An 18,788-nucleotide genomic window follows, 5' to 3' on the forward strand; every position below is an offset into this window, starting at 1 on the left:
CCGCCGGGTCACGGCACCGGGCGGGCCAACGGTGCTCACCCCTCGACGGAGGCCCAGTACCGCAGCGCGTCCATGTCCCGGATCACGATCATCCGCCGGGCCGTCTCCAGCGCGCCGTCCGCCCGCAGCCGCCGCAGACCGGTGATGGCCGCGTTCCGGGTCACGCCGATCGCCTGGGCGATCTCCTCCTGGTTCAGCCCGGTGAGCCGCACTGGTCCCCGCGACGAGCCTCGGTCGCCCGACGAGTCCCGATCTGTCGACGCCGCCTCCGTGGCGGTGAGTTCGGCCAGCCGCAGCAGTGTCCGCGCCAGTCGGGCGACCAGCGGCAGGGTCCGCAGTTCCGTACGGTGCGCGTCCGACTCCCGCAGCCGGTCCAACGCCTGCCGCATCAGGTCGACGACGAGTCCGCGCTCCTGGACGAACCGGACGAACCGCTCGGCCTCCAGCACCACCGCCGTACACGGCGTGAGGGCGACCACCTCGGCCGTACGCTCGGTGCCGTTGAACACCGAGACCTCCCCGAGGAGGTCCCCCGGCCCGCGGAAGGCCAGCCAGGTCACCGCGCCCGTGGGCTCCCGGAACACCACCTTCGCGAGGCCTGTGGTCAGGGCGAGGAGATGGGTGCCGGGGGCGCCCTGGCGAAGCAGCACGCTTCGCTCGGGGAAGCTCCGTGACCTGCCTTGACCCCGCAGTTCGGCCCATACATCATCGGACAGCACTCGTCGCCCTCCCGGCACACTCCTCGTCGGCGGGCAGCACGCTCCTCTTCTTGTACGCCGTTGGCGGCGCTCCCGCTGAATACGGGGGGATAATGGCCGAAACCAGTCGCCGGCGGCGCGCGGTTGGCCGTACGCGACCGGGACGGCCCGGCGGGCGGAGGGCAACCGGGCGGGGCACGGTGGCACGCGACCAGAGAGGAAGCGCATGACCGAGGGAGCCGAGGGAGCCGAGGGAGCCGAGGACGTTGTCCTGTACTGGCGGCCCGGATGTCTGTTCTGCATGAAGCTACGCGCCCAACTGCGCTTCACCGACCTGCGGTTCCGCAGGGTGAACATCTGGCGAGACAGCACGGCGGCGGCGTTCGTACGTTCGGTGGCAGACGGCAACGAGACCGTGCCGACCGTGAGCGTGGCGGGGCACGCCCTGGTCAACCCGTCGAAACGCCAACTGCTGGACGCCATCCGGACGTACGCGCCGCACGCCCTGGAGAAGGAGAGCTGACCGTCCGGGCGCCAGCCCTCCGTCCGCGGCACCGCCCGCGCGGTCTCACCCCACCGGCGCGCCCCGGTGGGTCAACCGGAACTGGAGGCCGGCGCGCACCAGTCGGTCGGTCAGGGCCTCGCCCATGGCTGCTGCCGGAGTGACCTGGCCCGAGGTCTCCGGCAGCTTCTCGTCGTACGCCAGGCACAGCGCGGACTCGGCGAGCATCTTCGCGGTCTCGTCGTAACCCGGGTCGCCGCCGGCCACCTCGGTCGCCACCCGCTCGCCGCCGCCCCGCGCCAGGAAGCGCAGCGAGAAGCTGCTCCGCGCCCGGCGCTCTTCACTCGGCCCCTCGCCCGCGGTCAGACGACTGGTCATCCAACGCCGTGCGGGTGGGAGTTGGGCGAGCCCCAGCGCGCCGGCCGCGCCCGCCACGCCGCCGACCGCGACCGGCAGATGGCGTACGAGGGCCGCGTGCCGGTAGCGGAACTCGGGACCGTACCGCTCCAACGCGGCGGCCGAGCGGCCGATGATCTGCGGGTCGATCGTCGGCAGTGGCACCGCCCAGCCGTTCAGCAGCGGCACCCTGCGCAAGCCGCTGACGGGCAGCGAGACGCAGCGGTCGGTGGGACGCTCCTCCACGCGGCGCCGCTCCCGCGCGGCCTCCAGCATCTGGGGCCCTCGAGACAGCGCGTCCAGGGTGGAGGCGAGCGTGCCGCCGGAGGGGGCCGCGTCGACGGTGACGTACCCGTCCACCCACAACGGCACCCCGGCCGGGAGCTGTTGGATGGTGTAGCGGACCCCCAGGTCGTACGGCACCGAGTCGAAGCCGCTGGCGTGCACCAGCCGGGCACCGGTGCGCTGGGCCGGCGCGTGGTAGGCGAGATACATGCGGTCGACGAACTCCGGCTCTCCGCTCAGGTCGAGATAGTCCGTACCGGCCTCCGCGCAGGCGGCCACCAGCGGCTCGCCGTAACGCATGTACGGGCCCACCGTGCTGATCACCACCCGGCTGTCAGCGGCCATCCGGAAGAGCGCGGAGGGGTCCGCCACGTCGGCGTCGAGCAGCGGCAGTCCGGCGCACTCCGGTCGGAGCGCGGCGAGTTCGGCGCGTACGGCCATCAGCTTCTGCCGGTCCCGACCGGCCAGCGCCCAGCGGCAGCCGGGCGGCACGTGTTCGGCGAGGTAACGCGCGGTCAGCCGGCCGGTGAAACCGGTGGCGCCGAACAGGACGAGGTCGTGGGCTCGAGGGGCGGGCGCGGGGGTCATGCCTTCTCCTTAACTCCTTGAGCCGCGCTTCGGAACGCGGGACACGCGGCTTGCGGGCTCGCGGCTCGTACCGCGGACAGCACGGACGTGAGGGGCTCCGTCCCGGCCACCCTGCCACCCCAGCACTCGCCGCCACCGCAGCATTCCCGTGCGTCGCACGCGTCGCGTTTGTCATGCGCGTCACGGGCGTCACGGGCAGCACAGCACGGTGCGGCTGCCCAGCGATGTGGACAGCCGCACCCGCGGGCGCTCCCCGGCACGGCCGACCCCCGTACGGCCACTCCGGAATGCTCCACCCGCGCTGGGCCGGTCACGTGCCCGGCCCCGTCCTCGCCGGCCCGACACGGCGTCACCCCGCGCCGGGCGCGTCCCTCACGCCCGTGTCACTTCCGCGCCTTCCAGTACACCGGCTCCTTGTCGAAGTCGCCGGTGTACTTCACCACCGAGGGACTCTCGCCCTTCGGCAGCAGGAACACCTTGCAGTTGGTGTGTGTCGCGCCGGCCACCAGTTCGTACTCCTCGACCTTCGGGCACTCGGACACCTCACCGGCGACCGTGACGACCGGATCGGCCTCCTCCCCACGGCTGTCCCGCAGGCCGGTGGGGGTGTCGTAGGCGGAGATCGTGGTGTCACCGACGTTCTCGTAGCGGACGGTGACGTAGTACGGCTGCATGCTCCGCTGCTCGGTCTCCAACTCCGCCTCGCCCAGGTCCTGCTGCGAGCCCTTCTGCACGCTCCGCGCGGTGAGTCGGAGGGTACCGGTGCGGTTCCCCGCACGCTTGTAGTCGACCGTGGTCGACTCGCCCAGCTTGAGCGTACGGCCCAGGTCCGCGTCCACGTCCTGGCCACCGGGCTTCGCGGAGGAGTCCGGCTTCCCCGAGCCCTCCGGCTTCCCGGAGGAGTCCGGCGACGAGGTCGACCCCTCGCTGGGCTTGTGGGAACCCTTGTCCTTCGGCGCGGCTCCGTCGTCCTTACACCCGACCGCCGACACGGCGAGAGCGGCGAGGCAGACGGCGGTGGCTGGACGGACTCTGGGCATCGTGCGCTCCTCGGGGACCCTGGGCGTAGGGCAGTTCGAACTGCCCGGACCCCCTCAGCATGCGAGCCGACGATCGGCCGAGGCCAGGGATGTGATCAGCTGCCCATCACCCCGGTACACCGCTGTGGCATTGCAACACCCGAGCCGGGGGTTTGTTGCAGGATCCCGCGCGGCGCCCGTGCCCGATGCCGCCCGTACGCACGCAGCCCCCGGCACGGCGAATCCAGCGTGCCGGGGGCTGCTTCCGGAGGTGCGGATGCCGGTCGAAGGAGGGTGGAACCGACACCCACACGCGCTGCCGTCCCCCGCACCACGGCCCACGAGGGACCGCTGCCAGCGAGGGGCGAGCGCCCGGGCCACAGAGGGGGTCGGTGGCCCGGACGGTCCCGCGTGCAACGAGGCCGAACCTGAAGTGCCGCGCTGCCGGCGCTCCCTGCACAACCGCGCACGAGGCGGAAGGGTTCCGGGTACTCACCCGTTCCGGCCCGGTTAGCACCTGTACGGGCGTATTCGTCGCCGGACCCGTTTCCTCTCCGTTCCGCGCTCGTGCCCGTACCGTGCCCGTCCGCCGCCCGTACCCGGCCCGTACGGTCGCCCCCTCCCGAAGCCGGCACCGTACGGCGGAGAATGGTCCGTATGACGACGAAGAACACCACGGGGACCGGCGACGGCGCCGGCAACAGCGAGGGCGACACCGCACACGGCGTGGACGCGAGCATGCCGGACTGGGAGAGGCGCTTCCGCGCGCCGCGCGTGAGCCTGCCGGAGTGGGCGGAGGACGCGCCGGACCGTTCGCTGTTCATCTCCAACACGACCGGCACCTTCGAGCTGTACGCCTGGGACCGCGCCAGCGGCGGACGGCGACAGGTCACCGACCGCCCGAACGGCACCACGGACGGGACGCTCAGCCCGGACGGCGAGTGGATCTGGTGGTTCTCCGACACCGACGGCGACGAGTTCGGGGTCTGGTTGCGGCAGCCCTTCGCGGGTGGCCCGGACGAGCCGGTCGCCCCCGACCTCGCGCCCTCGTATCCGGCCGGCCTGGCACTCGGCCGGGACGGCACGGCGGTGATCGGGCGCTCCACCGACGAGGACGGCTCCACCCTGCATCTCGTACGCTCCGGGAGCGCGCCCGTGGAGATCTACCGGCACCCGGAGTCCGCCGGAGTCGGCGACCTGTCACACGACGGGACGCTGCTGGTGGTGGAGCACACCGAGCACGGCGACGCGATGCACTCCTCGCTACGGGTGTTGCGTCCGGACGGCACGCCCGTCGCCGAACTGGACGACTCGGAGGGCGGCACCCGCGAACTCGGCCTGTCCGTGCTGGGCTTCGCCCCGGTCGACGGAGACTCCCGGATGCTGGTCGGGCACCAGCGGCGCGGTCGCTGGGAGCCGATGATCTGGGACCCGCTGAGCGGGGAGAGCACCGAGCTGGCGATCGACCTGCCGGGCGACGTCAGCGCCGAGTGGTATCCGGACGGCAGCGCGCTGCTGGTCGTCCACAGCCACCAGGCGCGCAGCGAGATGTGGCGGTACGACCTCGGCACCGCGGAGCTGAGCCGGGTGCCCACCCCGGACGGCACCGTCGCGGGCGCCACCGCCCGGCCGGACGGCACGGTGGAGTACCTCTGGTCCTCGGCGGCGCTTCCGCCCCGGGTCCGCTCCACCGCCGGCTCGGTGGTACTGGAGGCACCGGGACTGCGGGCGCCGGAGTCCGTACCGGTGGAGGACGCATGGGTGCCGGGGCCGGGCGGCACCATCCACGCCCTGGTGCAGAAGCCCGCCGGGGACGGGCCGTTCCCCACCGTCTTCGAGGTGCACGGCGGCCCGACGGCACACGACCACGACGCGTTCGCCGCTCAGCCGGCGGCCTGGGTGGACCACGGCTACGCGGTCGTACGGGTCAACTACCGCGGCTCGACCGGCTACGGCCGGGCCTGGACGGACGCCCTGAAGCACCGGATCGGCCTGATCGAGCTGGAGGACGTCGCGGCGGTCCGGGAGTGGGCGGTGGCCTCCGGGCTGGCGGACCCGGAGCGGCTGGTGCTGACCGGCGCTTCCTGGGGCGGCTACCTCACCCTCCTCGGGCTGGGCACCCAGCCGGAGTCCTGGACCGTGGGACTGGCCGGCGTGCCCGTGGCGGACTACGTCACGGCGTACCACGACGAGATGGAGGCGCTGAAGTCCCTGGACCGTACGCTGCTGGGTGGCACTCCTGAGGAGGTGCCGGAGCGGTACACCGCCTCCTCCCCGCTGTCGTACGTCGACCGGGTGCGGGCACCGGTCTACATCTCGGCGGGCGTCAACGACCCCCGCTGCCCCATCCGACAGGTGGAGAACTACGTGGAGCGGCTCTCCGAGCGCGGTCACCCGCACGAGGTCTACCGCTACGACGCCGGGCACGGCTCACTCGTCGTGGAGGAACGGATCAAACAACTCCGCTTGGAGATCGAGTTCGCGTCCCGTCACCTGGGCCGCTAGACCATGTCGTGTCCCTAGTGGATCAGGGAACGGGGTCTGGTGTGGGGGTCTGCCCAGGCCGAAGGCCGAGGGAGGAGAGCGCGGCGGCACCGCGTGATGAGACGACAACGCGGCAGACGTCAGTGCCGGACAAGCGCCGCCGCCAGAGCGATCCCCGCGACCGGTCCGAACGACGCGGCTCAGCGATCAAGAGCGGTACGCCGGCTCGGCCTGCTCCGCGGGCTCGGCCGGCTCGGCCTGCTCCGCGGGCCGATCAGACGGGTCGGGCTCGTCCGACGAACCGGACGCGCCCGGCTCCACCGGCGTGCCCGGCCGCTCCCCTGCCTGGCCCTGACCTTCCGGCCCACCCGGGTCCTCCGGCAACAGCCCCAACTCGACGTCCTTCGCCAGCTCCGCCTCCCGCCGGAACAGCCGGAACCACATGAAGACCACGAAGCCCGCGAAGACGAACCACTCGGCGGTGTAACCGAGGTTCTGGAAGGCGTCCGCGTCCAGCCCGGTGTTGGCGGGCGCCACCGGCGGCACCGGCTTCATGGGCCGCTGGCTGCGCTGCTGGGTGATCCAGCCGTCGTACACGTCGTACGGCACCACGTTCACCAGCGCCGCCGCGCTGATGACGCTGAGCTGCCCCTTCGGTACCGCCGGACCGCCGCTGGCCTCGCTGCGGGTCTCGGACGGTTGCAGGGCGCCGGTGACGGTCACCTCGCCGCTCGGCGGCTCGGGCACCCGCGCGGGGTCCGCGCTGCCGGGCAGCCATCCGCGCACCACGGGCAGTGCCTTGCCCTGGTCCGTACGCAGCAGGTTCAGGACGTAGAAGCCGCGCTTCCCGTCCAGGCGCCGCTCCGGTACGAGCAGGGACTCGCCGATGTCGTACGTACCGGTGGCACGGGCCGCCCGGCCGCTGCTCTGCTTCGTGACCGGCAGCAGGCGCTCCAGCGGCTCGGCCGTCGCCTCGGACGCGCGCTCCGCGCTCTGTTCCTGCTCCTTGTGGCTGTCGACCCGGTCCTCGAAACGCGACAGCTGCCAGCTGCCCATGAAGAGGCAGACCGGGATCGCGAGCACGGCGAAGAGGTTGATTCCCCACCAGCGCGGGGTCAGGAGGAACCGGTACACACCCCAACCGTACGGGGCGCCGGCCGCACCGGTGGCGTCAGCCCCCCGCGAGCACGCCGGTGCGGTACACCGTGCCGGCACAGGCGTTCGGCAGCACCGTGTCCGCCACCGCCGCCTCCGACTGCTCCGGCACATGGCTCAGCGTGACGCTCCCGGAACCACCGCCCGAGTCGCCCTCCCCGCCCTCATCAGGAGGGGTGTCTCCGGCGTCGCCGGAGGTGCTCGGATTCGGCGTGCCCGCGCCACCCTGGACACCGCCAAGCTCGGGGCCGTCCCCGGTGGCGCCACCCGAGGCGTTCGGCGGGGGCGTGTCGGCGCAGCCGCCGCTGGCTCCGGTGCTGTCCGGCACCCAGGAGAACTTGACGACGTACGCCGAACCCGGCTCCAGCACCAGCTCCGCCGGACCCTCCGCCGGCGGCAGCCCGGAAGGGTCGCCCGGAGTATGCCGCATGACCTGGACCCCGCCGGCACGGCTGGTGCCCTGTGGGCTGGCCCCTATGACGCCGTCGCCCTCGACCTGGCAGCTCGTACCGGAGACGTTCACCACCCGGAACGACCCCTGGACCCGCCCCAGCTCGTCCGGTGCGCCGACCACGGTCGAGCCGCCGCCCAGCTGTTCGCTGCCGCACGTGGCCGCCGCGGTCACGGTGCTGTCCACGTCCGGCCGCGGCGTCTCGTCATCCGAGGGCGCGCTCGGGTCGTCGTGGTCCGGGTCCCGCCCGTCCTTGCCGGAACTGCGCTCCTCACCCGGGGAGCCGCCCTCCGTACCGCCGTCCTCGCCCGTCTCCACCGTCGGCGACTGCTCGTGTCGCTCGTCCCCCGCCCGCACGGAGCCGCTGCCGCCGCCGGGCACCAAGTCCCCCTGGGACAGCGCCGGCACGGCGGCGGCCCCGACGACGACGGTCGCCACGGCGCCGATCAGTACCTGCCGCTTACGGGCACGCCGCCGCGGTACGGCACGCCGTAGCTCGTCCAGGGCCGCCGGAGACGGCTCCAGGCCCAGCACGCTCTGCCGCATCAGCTGGCGCAGCGACTCCTCGTCGGGTCCGGTGCCCGGATCGGGGTCGGCGTCGGGACGCTGGCCGTCCGCGTCCGGACCATCTGGGCCGACCTCGGCCCCACCACCCGTTCCCCCGCTCAGCTTTCCCCCCGCACGGGTCTGTTCGCGGTCCTGTTCGCGGGCCGAGGCGCTGCTCGGTCCCGCCTCCTGCTCGGCGTCCGGACCCCGGTCCGGTGTGTCGTCACCACGGGCGCTCATGACGGGTCCTCCATGGCCACTCTCAGGGCGGCGATGCCACGCGAGCCGTATGCCTTCACGGAACCGAGCGAGAGCCCCAGCACCTCGGCGACCTGTGATTCCGTCATGTCGGCGAAGTAGCGTAGCACCAGCACCTCCCGCTGCCGGCGCTGCAGTCCACGCAGTGCCTTCTTCAACTCGTCCCGCTCGATGCGGTCGTAGGCGCCCTCCTCCGCGCTCGCCATGTCCGGCATCGGCTTGGAGAGCAGCTTCATGCCGAGAATGCGCCGGCGCAGCGTGGACCGGGAGAGGTTGACGACGGTCTGCCGCAGGTAGGCGAGGGTCTTCTGCGGGTCGCGCACCCGCTTCCGCGCGGAGTGCACCCGGATGAACGCCTCCTGGACGACGTCCTCGCAGGACGCGGTGTCGTCCAGGAGCAGCGCCGCGAGTCCGAGCAGCGAGCGGTAGTGCGCCTGGTAGGTCTCCGTGAGGTGGTCGACGGTCGTCCCCGCCTGAGCCTCTCCGTCGGCGCTCTCCCGTGGAGCTGCCACGGAGCCCGCCTGGCCGGTGCCGGCCGTGGACCATGGCGCGATCACGGGCAGGCCCCCGCTGCCGAAGCGTAGGGCGTGCCCGGGAACCGTCGCGATCTCGAGTACCTCTGCCACGCTTGTTGGACACACGGCACCCGCACAGGGTTGTACGCGTCAACGGCCCGCCTCGACCAGATGTCGAATGCCGCCATGCGTACCTCTCCTCCCGAAATGTCCTGAATTTCGGGGCAGCTTCGTACCCCGAACGGACTCAGCGCTACCAAAGACGCCCTCCCGCCGGACACCGGTTGCAAGCAGGAAGAGCGGATTCTCGCCCAGCATACGCAGCGACATCCAGTGCCCGAGAGCCAACCGGCTCCCGAGGCAAGGGACTTGCTGACTCCGGGGCGAACTGGTCTCCGTACCGGGAGTGGGAGGAGCAGGAAAGGGAAGAGCGGGGGGAGCGGAAGCACGCGCCGTGCCGACCGCCCGGGGGTCGGGCGTCCGGCGTCGGGCGTCCGGCGCGCTACGGCACGGCGGACCTACGGCCTAACGGCCGGTGCCGCCGTAGACCACCGCCTCGTCACTGTCACTGTCCAGTCCGAAGGCGGTGTGCACGGCGCGCACGGCCGCGTCCACGTCGTCCTCGCGCGTCACCACCGAGATCCGGATCTCCGAGGTGGAGATCAGCTCGATGTTCACGCCCGCGTTGGACAGCGCCTCGAAGTACGTCGCGGTGACCCCTGGGTTGGTCTTCATCCCCGCGCCGACCAGCGAGATCTTCGCGACCTGGTCGTCGTAGCGCAGCGAGTCGAAGCCGATCTCCGCACGCGCCTTCTCCAGCGCGGCGATCGCCTTGCGTCCCTCGGTCTTGGGCAGGGTGAAGGTGATGTCCGTCAGCCCGGTGGTCGCGGCGGAGACGTTCTGCACGACCATGTCGATGTTGATCTCGGCGTCCGCGATCACCCGGAAGATCATCGCGGCCTCGCCCGGCTTGTCGGGCACTCCCACGACCGTGACCTTGGCTTCCGAGGCGTCATGCGCGACACCGGAGATGAGTGCCTGTTCCATCGACGTTTCTCCCTGTCCGCTCTGACCGCCCTGCGGTTCGTTCCCCACCCAGGTGCCCGGCTTGCCGGAGAAGGACGACCGTACGTGAATCGGCATGTTGTACCGGCGGGCGTACTCCACACAGCGGTGCAGCAGCACCTTGGAACCGGAGCTGGCCAGTTCCAGCATGTCCTCGAACGAGATCCAGTCGATCTTACGGGCCTTCTTCACCACCCGCGGATCCGCGGTGAAGACACCGTCCACGTCGGTGTAGATCTCACAGACATCGGCCTCCAGAGCGGCGGCCAACGCCACCGCCGTGGTGTCCGAGCCGCCACGACCCAGCGTGGTGATGTCCTTGCTCTCCTGCGACACGCCCTGGAACCCGGCGACGATCGCGATGTTCCCCTCGTCCACCGAGTCCTGGATACGGCCCGGGGTCACGTCCAGAATCCGCGCCTTGTTGTGCGCGGAGTCGGTGATCAGACCGGCCTGACTGCCGGTGAACGACTGTGCCTCGTGCCCGAGGGATTTGATCGCCATCGCCAGCAAGGCCATGGAGATGCGCTCTCCGGCGGTCAGCAGCATGTCGAACTCGCGACCGTCGTTGACGGGGGAAACCTCCCCAGCGAGATCGATCAGCTCGTCCGTCGTGTCACCCATCGCCGAAACCACCACGACCACCTGCTGGCCGCTCTTCTTGGCTTCGACGATCCGCTTGGCAACGCGCTTGATGCCCTCGGCATCGGCAACGGAGGAGCCGCCGTACTTCTGCACGACAAGGCCCACGTGTGCTCGCTCCTCGTAACTCTCACCGGGGCCCTTTTGGCCGGGGCCCCGCGTTCGGCCCAGTTTAACGAGCGGCGCGGGCTTCACCGGCCGCTCGCTCGCCCTGTGAGACGGCTTGTGCCGTGGTTACGGCGCCTTCCCCGCGCACAGTGCGGTGACAGGCGCCCCTTCGCACCCACCCAGCGGCACGTCTGCCCCGCACCCGGGCGCGGCACACGAGAACGTGCGGCAGCTCACACGCCGCACGCGGCGGCACACTTCCGCCGCGCCCGCCTCCGGAACGGTCGGTCGCGCCACCGCGCGGGGGCCGTACGACCTCGCACCCACCGCCCGGTGGCCGAGCACGGCAACGCAGGTCAGCCGCGGACATTCACCCGAACGGCTCTACCCGGATGGCTCACCGACTCGTACGAGCGAACGGTGGCATTGGAGTGAAAACCCGAGATCCGGGAGGTTCCCATGCGTTTCCGTATCGCTGTCGCGACCGGGGCGATCGCCGCGGTCGCACCATTGACCATGGCGGGCGCAGCCGTCGCCGCACCGGGCGCGCCGGCGGCGCCCGCCGAGAAGGACTGTAAGGACTACGACTCCCAGAAGGCGGCACAGCAGGCCTTCGACTCCGACACCTCCGACCCCAACCGCCTCGACCACGACAAGGACAAGAAGGCGTGCGAGAAGTGGCCCCCCGGAAAGGGCAACCCGGCCAACGCCGACGAGGGCGAGGGAGAGGACGGAGCCACGGCGCCCGACGGATCCGTGGACGCCGGTGGCGGCGGTACGGCACAGGATCCCGCCGACGTCGCCCTGCCGCTGGGCATCGCCGCGGGCGCGAGCCTGGCCGCCGCCGGTGGCGTACTCGTCGTACGCCGACACCGGGCCGACTCGGAGTCCTGAGATCCGGCGACGTCAGCGGCTCCGCGCCCAGCTCCCGCAGCAACCGGCCAGAGCACGCGCCACGGTCGGTGCGGTGCTGTGTGCCTGCGTGCTCGCCGTCCCCGCCCGCTGCCGCGCAGGCGGGGACGGCGAGCACGCAGGCACACAGCACCGCACCGACCGTGGCGCGTGCTCTGGCCGGTTGCTGCGGGAGCTGGGCGCGGAGCCGCTGACGTCGCCGGATCTCAGGACTCCGAGTCGGCCCGGTGTCGGCGTACGACGAGTACGCCACCGGCGGCGGCCAGGCTCGCGCCCGCGGCGATGCCCAGCGGCAGGGCGACGTCGGCGGGATCCTGTGCCGTACCGCCGCCACCGGCGTCCACGGATCCGTCGGGCGCCGTGGCTCCGTCCTCTCCCTCGCCCTCGTCGGCGTTGGCCGGGTTGCCCTTTCCGGGGGGCCACTTCTCGCACGCCTTCTTGTCCTTGTCGTGGTCGAGGCGGTTGGGGTCGGAGGTGTCGGAGTCGAAGGCCTGCTGTGCCGCCTTCTGGGAGTCGTAGTCCTTACAGTCCTTCTCGGCGGGCGNCGGGACAGGCGGGCGGCCTGCTGGACAGCCCGGCGAGCGCCGGCAGCGCGGACAGTCCCCGGCTGGCGCGAAGTCCGAGCACGGTGCCCACGACCCCGCCGCGCGTCCCGAGGAACGCGCCGCCGACCCCGTACGCCTGCGGCTGCCCAGCCTGGACGTGAAGGCGGCCGTCGACCCCCTCAAGGTGAACGCCGAACGCGAACTCGGCACCCCCGAGGACCCCGCGCACACCGGCTGGTGGCGCGCCGGCCCGGAACCGGGCGAGGAGGGCCCGGCCGTGGTCGTGGGGCACTACGACTCGGACACCGGCCCCGCCGTCTTCTACGACCTCGAGCGGCTTGAGGGCGGCGACCCCGTACGGATCCAGCGCGCCGACGGCAGCACAGCCACCTTCCGCGTGCGCACCGTCCAGAGCCACTCCCAGGACGACTTCCCCACCGAGCGGGTCTACGGCGACACCCACGGGCGGGCCGCCCTGCGCCTGATCACCTGCGGTGGCGCGTACGACCAGGAAGCCGAACGCTACGAGGAGAACGTCGTCGTCTACGCCACCCTCCACGACGTCCAGCAGCGGGACGGCGGCGGATCGTGACGGCCCGCTCCGGGGGCAAGCGCTGGCAGAGAGGCCGAAGGGCCGTACCTCGGCATGACAACCGGACCCCGGACGCACGTGGGTCCCGTACGTCCCAGCAGCGATCCCGCATGGCGAGACGAAGAATAACCAGATCTTATTGAGCCCTATAATGCTACGCATGTCTCCATCGGTCGCATCGCTGTGCTTCGCGTTGTTCGCGCACTCGACGTGCTGCATCGACGACGGGCTCTGTCGCCGCCGCTGGCACGCCCCACGCCGGCAGCGCGCCCCGCGCCGTCGACAGTCAGCGCCACCGGCCTCTCGCACCGCTCTGGAGAACCCCCGTGACCACCGCGCCGCCCGCGCGACCGGCTGCCCCGCCGCGCCCCCTTCCCGCCCTGCTCGCTCCCTCACCCACCTCCGCATCGCGTCCCCAGGCGCCCCCGTTGCCACCGATACGCCGGACCCCGCTTGTCGTGGCCGGGCTGCTCGCCGTGGTCCTGACCGCGTACGTGTGGGCCACGCACGGCACCAAGCCGGGTGTACTGCTCCTGCTCGGTCTCGGACTCGGTGTCGCCCTGTTCCATTCCAGGTTCGGCTTCACCTCCGCCTGGCGGCAGCTCCTGGCCGTCGGGAACGGCAGCGGGCTGCGGGCCCACGCACTGCTCCTCGGGACCACGGCCACGCTGTTCGCGCTCCTGATCGGCACCAGTACCGGGCTGTTCGGCACACAACCGGCGCCGTCCGGCGGGACGATCGGGCTCGGACTCGTCCTCGGCTCGCTGCTCTTCGCCATCGGGATGCAGCTCGGCGGAGCCTGCGCCTCAGGCACCCTCTTCGCCGTTGGTTCGGCACAGACCTCGGTGTTCCTGACCCTCGGCGGATTCATCGTGGGCGCCACCCTGGCCGCCTGGCAGTTCGACCTGTGGAAGGACCTCCCCGCCTGGGAACCGGTCGTCATGTCCGAGCACCTGGGCTGGTTCGGCTCCTGGGCGGTGACCATCGCCGTACTGACGGTGGTGGTCGTCGCCACTCGAGCCATCCAGGCCCGTCGTAACCCCCCGCCCCTCGGAGCCGTGCCCTCGGCCCGCACGACGGCGGCCCGGACCCTGCGCGGCTCCTGGCCGCTCGCCGTCGGTTCCCTGGCGCTGGCCGTGCTCGGCGCCGGCGTACTGCTGGTGTCCGGCGGAGCCTGGGGCGTCACGAGCGCCTTCAGCCTGTGGGGCTCCGAAGTCGTCGGCGCGCTCGGCGGCGACCCGGAGAGCTGGACGTGGTGGCGGCAACCCGGAAACTCACAGTCGCTGGCTGGCCCGGTGCTGGCGGACAAGACCAGCCTCACCAACATCGGCATCATGATCGGTGCGGCCATCGCCGCCGCGCTCGGCGGCAGCTGGACCCTTCGCCGCGGCGTCCCCTTGCGTACGGCCCTCGCCGCGGTACTCGGCGGCGTACTGATGGGAGTCGGCGCCCGGCTGGCCGGCGGCTGCAACATCGGCGCGTACCTCGCCGGTATCGCCTCGGGCAGTCTCAGCGGCTGGATCTGGGGGGCGGTCGCGCTGGTCGGGACCTGGCTCGGGCTCAAGCTGCGCCCGCTGTTCGGCCTGGGCAACCCCAAGCCGGGCGACGGAGTCTGCTGAACGCGACGTGGGTCAGCGCCGGAGCATCTCCTCCAGATCGATGTCCACGTCGAAGGGCACGGTCACCTTCAACTGCCCGTGGTGAATCCCGGTCACCGCGTACGTCTTGGTCGCCGGCTCCAGCTCGAAGACGTACACCACCGGCCGGCCACCGTCCTCCTCCACCCGCCAGTAGTGCGCGATGCCAGCGGCGGCGTACTTCCGGGGCTTGGCGTCCCGGTCCCGGTCCACCGAGTCCGGCGACACCACCTCCACGGCGAGCAGCACGTCCTCGGGGTGGAAGGATGTCTGCCCCGGTCCGGTGTCCGCCTCCCCGCGCACGACCATGACGTCGGGCTCCGGCCGGTTACGTCTGCCGACCGTGACGGTCATCTCCCGGACAACCTCAAGGTGTTCCGGAACAACTCGGCATAGGTTGCTCTCCAACACGCGCATGGCCCGCATGTGGAACTTGGTCTGTGGACTCACGAAGACGAGGCTCCCGTCGATCAGCTCCGTGTGCGGAGGGAGATTGGGGAGCCGGTCCAGGTCCTCGGCGGTGTATCCGCCCACCGGCGGCTGCGGCCACGCGTACTCGTACTCGGGCTCGACACTCATCACTGCTCCCATGAGCTAGATACTCGCCGACCTTCTCAGGCTACCTTTGGTTTTCCACAGGGGATCACCCACACGAGCGATGCGCCCGGCGCGGCGCTCATCCACGGTCCAGGTGAGCAGCACGGGAACCCGAACTCCCCACCAGCGATAGGGCGGGAGTCATTGCGCGTAGTTCTTGAGTTTCTCCGTCTCCAGGGTGATCCCGACCGGCTCGGGAAGCTCGACGAGCTCGCCGTAGGCGGCGGACCTGCGGCTCTGGTACGTGCCGTGCGCCGGCTCGGAGTACGTCGTGAGAGTGCAGGACTCGCGGTCGATCAACAGGTAGACCGGGATGCCGGCCGCCGCGTAGCCGTCCCGCTTCTCCCGGCGATCCCGACGGTCGGTGTCCGGATCGTGCGAGGTGATCTCCATCGCCATCAGCACGCCGTCCGGTGCGGCCCACTCCCCCTGGCCCGCGAAGTGGTCCTCGGGTGCCAGGGCACCGTCCGGCCGGGCCCGGCCCTTCCGGTAGCTGCCGACCTTCAGCCCCTGTTCGGGATACATCCGCAGGTCCGGACGTTGCTGTAGACACCGCTTCAGCAGCCACATCGCGATGGCTCCGTGATCTCCGTCCCGTCCCGGCTTGACCTCGAGCTTTCCGTTGATGAACTCCAGCGTCACGGTTTCCGGCGCGGAACGTGCCAGCGCCTCGAAGTCCTCGACGGGCATCTGGGGATGGTATGTGATCTTCATGGCCGGGCATCTCGTGAGTACGGGCAACGGCTCGGAGTCGACGGGCGCGCGTGCGTCTCAGCAACCAAGGACCCCAGCAGACCCGATCGTCAGCGCGCTGAACCATGCGCCCTGCTCCGAAACAGCCTGCTCAGCCCGAGAGTTCTTTGAGTTCTTCCGTATCGAGAGTGATCCCGATCGGGTCCGGAATCTCGACGGCGGCACCGTAGGAAGCGGAAACGAGACGGCCGTACACGCCATCCCGCGGCGCGGAGTGGACGCTGACCATGCAACTGTCCCGGTCGATGAGCAGATACACCGGAATACCCGCGGCGGCGTAACCGTCACGCTTCTGCCTACGGTCCCGTTCGTTGGTGTCCGCGTCGTACGAGGTGACCTCGACCGTCATCAACACGCCCGCGGCATCGGACCACTCGCCATGGCCTGCGAAGAAGCGTCGTGGCGCGACGGTGCCGTCCGGCCTGGCACGACCGTTCCGGTAGCCGCCGATCCGCAGCCCACGCTCGCGATAGAGCCGAAGGTCGGGACGTGATCCCAGCAACTGCTCCTGCACCCACAGAATGATCTCGTCGTGGTCCCCGTCGGGCACGGGCTTGACACCAAGCTTTCCGTTGATGAATTCCAGCGTCACGGTTTCCGGAACCGTCCGGGCGATCTGCTCGAATTCCTCGACCAGCATCTGAGGGTGGTCCGTGGAGCCTGGTGTCATGACGTCGCCTCCTCGACCCCATGGTGCCCCAGCCAGCGGTGGCGCGTACTGGACTGTCATGTGCGAGTCCTCTCACGAGTACGGACGAGCGCTCGGAGTCGGCCGACGTGCGCGTGCACTTCGTTGACCGTGAGGCCGCTGCCGGGCGGTGGTGGCGCCTCGTTTCGGCAGGGGGCACAGATGCCGCCGGGGAGCGCTTCGGGTCTGCCAGGGGCGCCGCATACGGTGCACTCCATGATCCGTCGCGGTGCGGGTACGGGTACGGGCTCGGGTGCCAACGTCTCCGGCGGGACCTTGTCTCGCAGCCGGGTGCGGACGAGGCCGCGCGGGCTGTGGATCTCGCGTGGCAGCCCGGCCAGAAGCGCCCGTACGAGCTGTTCCTCGGTCGCTCCGCGCGTGAACCACTCGGCGGCCAGGGGCTCCAGAGCCGTGCAGTCGGCCGCCGACAACGCCAGTCGGGAGTCCGTACGGCCGAGGGCGGCGAGGAGGTCGTACGCGCGGGAGCGGCGGCGCGTCGGTGGTCTGGGCGACGAGGGCGCGGGGCGGGGCGTTGGTTCCGGTTCGGCGGCGGGCTCCACATCGGAGACGCACTCCGGCTGCGGCACCCGGCCGGCCTGGACCTCGCCCCACCACGCCTCGCTGCGGGCCGTACGGGAGAAGTAGGTCACCGAGACCCAGCGCGAGGCGCCCGGCCGTACGCGTGGCTCCCGGAAGCGACGGAGGTGACCGGCGTCCGAGAGGCGGCGCAGAGCGGTCAGGCAGGCGGCCTGGCCGTAGTGCGGATGGACAGAGGCGAGGGTCTTGCCGTCGATGGCGGCACCCTCGGGCAGCCGGTCGATCAGCGCGGCGATCGACGCCTCACGGGCGGGCAGGTGTGCGAAGTCGGTGCCCGTACGCGGACGTTCGTACGGCGCGTGCCGCTTCCCGTAGCCCGAATTGGCCATCGGGTGTGCGTCGGCGGCGTGCGGGGCGTTAAGGTCGGTGTCAGCCAAGGGATCGAGTCGCTTTCGATCTTGTAGGTAAGACCCCCGGCCGGTGTTGTCAGCACCGACGGGGGTCGTTTGATGTCTGCGGCGACGCTAGACACGGATAACCCAGCGTGTCAAAGCCGCGACCATTAGTCATACTTACGGCCGTGTGCGAGCAAGGGTGGGCGGGTGGGAGAGAGTTACCACCCATTCCGTCAAGACAGCGCTCGACTCTCGAAGCCCGTCGCTCGAAGCTTCAGCTCCGAGCGGAGAGAGCCACGAAGGAGGCCCACGCGGCTGCGGAGAAGGCGAGTTGGGGGCCTGAGACCGTGTCGAGCTTCGAGTCCCGGACGTGCACGGTCTCGGGGCAGGCCGCCACCTCGACGCAGGCCCCGCCTTCAGTGTTGCTGTGACTCGACTTCCGCCAGGACAGCGCCACTTCGAGACAGTTGCTTCCTTCGCTGTCGCTGTAGCTTGACTTGACCCATTTCGGCTCTTCGTTCATAGCTCATCCACCATCCGCTTGATGAATCGCTCTGACTCTTCAGCGCTGAGAGCTTGCATGCGGATCATGCCATGCCGCTGAGTCAGCGTGTTCACCTTCTCCGGATCGCTGATCAGCTGACTCATTGACTGCCCCTCCACGAAAGCAGGGCGCTCGAAGTCTCGACTCTCCAGGAGCACCATCGGGCCACTCAGCGCGGCGGGAACCGCACGCTCAAAGGGCAACACCTGGATGGACACGTTGCGGCGTGCGGACATCTCGAGAAGGTGGGCAAGCTGACCCTTGTAGACAGCAGTGCCACCCAGAGGGCATCGCAACACAGCCTCGTAGATGACAAAACTAAAGGCCGTTGGTGGTCTCTGCCCGAGGATCGACTGTCTCTCCAAGCGAGCGTTCACACGCTCCTCAACGGTCATGTCATCCAAAGGCGGACTGTGACCTCCGATGAGTCGCTCGGCATACGCTCGCGTCTGCAGAAGCCCTGGAACGAGCGACACCTCGTAGGACCACAGGCTTACTGCCGCCGCCTCGTACGCCATGAAGTCCTGTGACCTCGCCGGGAACTTCTCCCGTCGCAGGTACTGCGTCGCCGCTCGGAGCTTGCCGCCCGCGCACAGCAAGTCATCGGCCGCGTCCAGCAGTTGCGGTGTCGGCATCCGCGCGCCCTGCTCCATGGACTTGACGGTGTCCGGCGAGTACCGCGCCGCCTCGCCCAGTTGCTCACGGGTCACGCCCGCGCCCGTACGCCACAGCTTGAGCTGGTTGCCGCAGTACCGCCAGGCGACCGGCGGCTGACCGTTCTGTTCCACCCGCGCACCACGTCCTCCCTGGGCCACGGGTGCTACTCGCCCGGCACGGACGGCGACAGCATCGCCCGTAGCACCCTCGTGGCTCCCC

General features: G+C 70.8%; 18 protein-coding genes. 5 read left to right on the forward strand and 13 right to left on the reverse strand.

Going from position 1 to position 18,788, the window contains the following annotated elements:
- Nucleotides 1–35 precede the first annotated feature (35 nt).
- A complete protein-coding gene (locus AN216_RS23205) occupies nt 36–719 on the reverse strand; it encodes a Crp/Fnr family transcriptional regulator (protein WP_070198665.1) in 684 nt (227 codons plus the stop codon).
- 205 nt (nt 720–924) lie between these two features.
- On the opposite strand from AN216_RS23205, the gene AN216_RS23210 reads away from it, so the two are divergent.
- Nucleotides 925–1,221 (forward strand): glutaredoxin domain-containing protein, encoded by a 297-nt coding sequence (locus AN216_RS23210; RefSeq protein WP_070198666.1) that lies wholly within the window; start codon nt 925–927, stop codon nt 1,219–1,221.
- Nucleotides 1,222–1,266: 45 nt separating this feature from the next.
- Here AN216_RS23210 and AN216_RS23215 read toward each other — a convergent pair whose 3' ends face one another.
- Together AN216_RS23215 and AN216_RS23220 are read right to left on the reverse strand one after the other, a co-directional pair.
- Nucleotides 1,267–2,469: a saccharopine dehydrogenase family protein gene (locus AN216_RS23215; protein WP_070198667.1), complete on the reverse strand. Its 1,203-nt coding sequence runs from the start codon at nt 2,467–2,469 to the stop codon at nt 1,267–1,269.
- A 383-nt stretch (nt 2,470–2,852) separates the two neighbouring features.
- Nucleotides 2,853–3,509 (reverse strand): hypothetical protein, encoded by a 657-nt coding sequence (locus AN216_RS23220; protein WP_070198668.1) that lies wholly within the window; start codon nt 3,507–3,509, stop codon nt 2,853–2,855.
- Nucleotides 3,510–4,136: 627 nt separating this feature from the next.
- On the opposite strand from AN216_RS23220, the gene AN216_RS23225 reads away from it, so the two are divergent.
- Complete coding sequence (locus tag AN216_RS23225) at nt 4,137–5,993, forward strand: S9 family peptidase (protein WP_070198669.1); 1,857 nt, start codon at nt 4,137–4,139, stop codon at nt 5,991–5,993.
- Between the two features lie 186 nt (nt 5,994–6,179).
- Here AN216_RS23225 and AN216_RS23230 read toward each other — a convergent pair whose 3' ends face one another.
- From AN216_RS23230 to AN216_RS23245, 4 genes are all read right to left on the reverse strand, one after another.
- Nucleotides 6,180–7,106: an SURF1 family protein gene (locus tag AN216_RS23230; protein WP_070198698.1), complete on the reverse strand. Its 927-nt coding sequence runs from the start codon at nt 7,104–7,106 to the stop codon at nt 6,180–6,182.
- A 37-nt stretch (nt 7,107–7,143) separates the two neighbouring features.
- A complete protein-coding gene (locus tag AN216_RS23235) occupies nt 7,144–8,364 on the reverse strand; it encodes a hypothetical protein (protein WP_079166896.1) in 1,221 nt (406 codons plus the stop codon).
- On the reverse strand, nt 8,361–8,939 hold the full coding sequence (locus AN216_RS23240) for a SigE family RNA polymerase sigma factor (RefSeq protein ID WP_070198699.1): 579 nt from the start codon (nt 8,937–8,939) through the stop codon (nt 8,361–8,363). Before AN216_RS23240 ends, AN216_RS23235 begins: the two co-directional genes overlap by 4 nt.
- A 483-nt stretch (nt 8,940–9,422) precedes the next feature.
- On the reverse strand, nt 9,423–10,712 hold the full coding sequence (locus tag AN216_RS23245) for an aspartate kinase (protein ID WP_070198670.1): 1,290 nt from the start codon (nt 10,710–10,712) through the stop codon (nt 9,423–9,425).
- 459 nt (nt 10,713–11,171) lie between these two features.
- On the opposite strand from AN216_RS23245, the gene AN216_RS23250 reads away from it, so the two are divergent.
- The 3 genes from AN216_RS23250 to AN216_RS23265 all read left to right on the forward strand — a co-directional run bounded on the left by AN216_RS23250 (nt 11,172) and on the right by AN216_RS23265 (nt 14,380).
- The gene (locus AN216_RS23250) at nt 11,172–11,606 is read left to right on the forward strand and encodes a hypothetical protein (protein ID WP_070198671.1); all 435 of its coding nucleotides are present in this window, start codon (nt 11,172–11,174) and stop codon (nt 11,604–11,606) included.
- Nucleotides 11,607–12,326: 720 nt separating this feature from the next.
- Nucleotides 12,327–12,761: a class F sortase gene (locus AN216_RS23260; protein WP_244502617.1), complete on the forward strand. Its 435-nt coding sequence runs from the start codon at nt 12,327–12,329 to the stop codon at nt 12,759–12,761.
- 326 nt (nt 12,762–13,087) lie between these two features.
- On the forward strand, nt 13,088–14,380 hold the full coding sequence (locus tag AN216_RS23265; RefSeq protein WP_070198673.1) for a YeeE/YedE family protein: 1,293 nt from the start codon (nt 13,088–13,090) through the stop codon (nt 14,378–14,380).
- Between the two features lie 12 nt (nt 14,381–14,392).
- Here AN216_RS23265 and AN216_RS23270 read toward each other — a convergent pair whose 3' ends face one another.
- From AN216_RS23270 to AN216_RS23295, 6 genes are all read right to left on the reverse strand, one after another.
- Entirely contained in the window at nt 14,393–14,977 is a 585-nt protein-coding gene (locus AN216_RS23270) for a Uma2 family endonuclease (protein ID WP_070198674.1), read from the reverse strand.
- A gap of 159 nt (nt 14,978–15,136) precedes the next feature.
- The gene (locus AN216_RS23275) at nt 15,137–15,709 is read right to left on the reverse strand and encodes a Uma2 family endonuclease (RefSeq protein ID WP_070198675.1); all 573 of its coding nucleotides are present in this window, start codon (nt 15,707–15,709) and stop codon (nt 15,137–15,139) included.
- Between the two features lie 130 nt (nt 15,710–15,839).
- On the reverse strand, nt 15,840–16,418 hold the full coding sequence (locus AN216_RS23280; protein WP_070198676.1) for a Uma2 family endonuclease: 579 nt from the start codon (nt 16,416–16,418) through the stop codon (nt 15,840–15,842).
- Nucleotides 16,419–16,474: 56 nt separating this feature from the next.
- A complete protein-coding gene (locus AN216_RS23285) occupies nt 16,475–17,410 on the reverse strand; it encodes a hypothetical protein (protein WP_244502618.1) in 936 nt (311 codons plus the stop codon).
- Between the two features lie 232 nt (nt 17,411–17,642).
- Nucleotides 17,643–17,891: a DUF397 domain-containing protein gene (locus AN216_RS23290; protein ID WP_070198677.1), complete on the reverse strand. Its 249-nt coding sequence runs from the start codon at nt 17,889–17,891 to the stop codon at nt 17,643–17,645.
- A complete protein-coding gene (locus tag AN216_RS23295) occupies nt 17,888–18,700 on the reverse strand; it encodes a helix-turn-helix domain-containing protein (protein ID WP_070198678.1) in 813 nt (270 codons plus the stop codon). The genes AN216_RS23290 and AN216_RS23295 overlap by 4 nt, the downstream gene beginning before the upstream one ends.
- Between the last annotated feature and the right edge of the window lie 88 nt (nt 18,701–18,788).

The organism is Streptomyces oceani, assembly GCF_001751245.1.
Lineage (GTDB): Bacteria > Actinomycetota > Actinomycetes > Streptomycetales > Streptomycetaceae > Streptomyces > Streptomyces oceani.

Bases quoted from the DNA above. Each gene is read 5' to 3' on its own strand.
- AN216_RS23270 (WP_070198674.1), bottom strand. From the start codon at position 14,977: ATGAGTGTCGAGCCCGAGTACGAGTACGCGTGGCCGCAGCCGCCGGTG.
- AN216_RS23280 (WP_070198676.1), bottom strand. From the start codon at position 16,418: ATGACACCAGGCTCCACGGACCACCCTCAGATGCTGGTCGAGGAATTC.
- AN216_RS23220 (WP_070198668.1), bottom strand. From the start codon at position 3,509: ATGCCCAGAGTCCGTCCAGCCACCGCCGTCTGCCTCGCCGCTCTCGCC.
- AN216_RS23235 (WP_079166896.1), bottom strand. From the start codon at position 8,364: ATGAGCGCCCGTGGTGACGACACACCGGACCGGGGTCCGGACGCCGAG.
- AN216_RS23215 (WP_070198667.1), bottom strand. From the start codon at position 2,469: ATGACCCCCGCGCCCGCCCCTCGAGCCCACGACCTCGTCCTGTTCGGC.
- AN216_RS23275 (WP_070198675.1), bottom strand. From the start codon at position 15,709: ATGAAGATCACATACCATCCCCAGATGCCCGTCGAGGACTTCGAGGCG.
- AN216_RS23210 (WP_070198666.1), top strand. From the start codon at position 925: ATGACCGAGGGAGCCGAGGGAGCCGAGGGAGCCGAGGACGTTGTCCTG.
- AN216_RS23225 (WP_070198669.1), top strand. From the start codon at position 4,137: ATGGTCCGTATGACGACGAAGAACACCACGGGGACCGGCGACGGCGCC.
- AN216_RS23250 (WP_070198671.1), top strand. From the start codon at position 11,172: ATGCGTTTCCGTATCGCTGTCGCGACCGGGGCGATCGCCGCGGTCGCA.
- AN216_RS23290 (WP_070198677.1), bottom strand. From the start codon at position 17,891: ATGAACGAAGAGCCGAAATGGGTCAAGTCAAGCTACAGCGACAGCGAA.